Source organism: Micromonospora sp. ATLC20 (assembly GCF_057196585.1).
The window spans coordinates 1-1,537 of sequence record NZ_JBXUOV010000369.1; the positions used below are offsets into that span (position 1 = coordinate 1).

At 74.2% G+C, this 1,537-nt stretch carries 1 protein-coding gene; it reads left to right on the plus strand.

Annotated features, from left to right (window positions below; genetic code table 11):
• Positions 1 to 114: 114 nt before the first annotated feature.
• Positions 115 to 1,428, plus strand: coding sequence for a GH1 family beta-glucosidase (locus AC2CHG_RS31330; protein WP_484526204.1), 1,314 nt, complete (start codon positions 115 to 117; stop codon positions 1,426 to 1,428).
• The last annotated feature ends 109 nt before the right edge of the window (positions 1,429 to 1,537 follow it).

Here is a 1,537-nt window from a genome sequence, read left to right on the forward strand (position 1 = left end):
GCCCGGACCGGGCTCGCCGGCGCCACCGCGGCCGGGATCGCCGCGTCGACAGTCGCGCTCGGCGGCTGCGACAGCCCGCCCGAGCGCACCACCGACCCGGAGCCGGACCGCGGGCTGCGCTTCCCCGACGGCTTCGCCTGGGGCGCGGCGACCTCGGCGTACCAGATCGAGGGGGCCGCCAAGGAGGACGGGCGGGGTGAGTCCGTCTGGGACACCTTCAGCCACACGCCGGGCCGGATCCGCAACGGCGACACCGGCGACGTCGCGGCCGACCACTACCACCGGTACGCGCAGGATCTGGACCTGATGCGCGACCTGGGACTGCGCAGCTACCGGTTCTCCATCTCCTGGCCACGCATCCAGGCCGACGGCTCCGGCCGCCCCAACCAGCGCGGCCTCGACTTCTACCGCCGGCTGGTGGACGGGCTGCACGAGCGCGACATCGCGCCGATGGCCACGCTGTTCCACTGGGATCTCCCCCAGGCGCTGCAGGACACCGGCGGCTGGGAGAACCGGGACACCGCCGAGCGCTTCGCCGAGTACGCCGACGTGGTGTTCCGCGCCCTCGGCGACCGGGTGCCGGTCTGGCTGACCGTCAACGAGCCGAAGACGGTGGTGCAGAACGGCTACATCTGGGGCCACCACGCGCCGGGCATCCGCGACGAGGACGCGGCGTACCTCGTCGCCCACCACCTCCAGCTCGCCCACGGCCTCGCCGTGCAGGCGCTGCGTGCCTCCGGTCTCACCGGCCGGATCGGCCCGGCGCTCAACCTGCACCCCTGCTACCCGGCCGACGACTCCGCCGAGTCGGCCGCCGCGACCCGGCTCCACGACGGCTACGAGAACCGCCTCTACCTCGACTCGATCTTCAAGGGGGCGTACCCGCAGGACGTCCTGGACGACCTCGGCCCGGACAGCCGGATGGTCCGCGGCGTCCGCGACGGCGACCTGAAGATCATCTCCAGTCCGGTCGACCTGCTCGCCGTGCAGTACTACACGCCGCTCTACGTCACCGGCACCCGCGACACGGTCCGCAAGTGGCCCACCTCCGAGGCGGAGTGGCAGCAGATCTACCCGGAGGGCATGTACGACATCCTGACCCGGGTCACCCGCGACTACGGCCGGGTGCCGATCACCATCACCGAGAACGGCCTGCCCTGCCCCGACGTGCCCGGCCCGGACGGCACCGTCGACGACGCCGGGCGGGTCGCCTTCCTGCGCGACCACTTCGCCGCCGCCCACCGGGCCGTCGGCGACGGGGTGCCGCTGGAGAGCTACCACGTCTGGTCGCTGCTGGACAACTTCGAGTGGGCCGAGGGGTACGAGCAGCGCTGGGGCCTGGTCTACGTGGACTACGCGAGCCAGCGGCGGGTGCTCAAGCGCAGCGCCCACTGGTACCGCGACGTGATCCGCCGCAACGGCCTGTGACCGGCGTGGGGGGGGGGGGGGGGGGGGGGGGGGGGGGCGCGGGGGGGGGGGGGGGGGGGGGGGGGGGGGGGGGGGGGGTGTGTGGGGGGGGGGGCGGGGGGGTGAGACT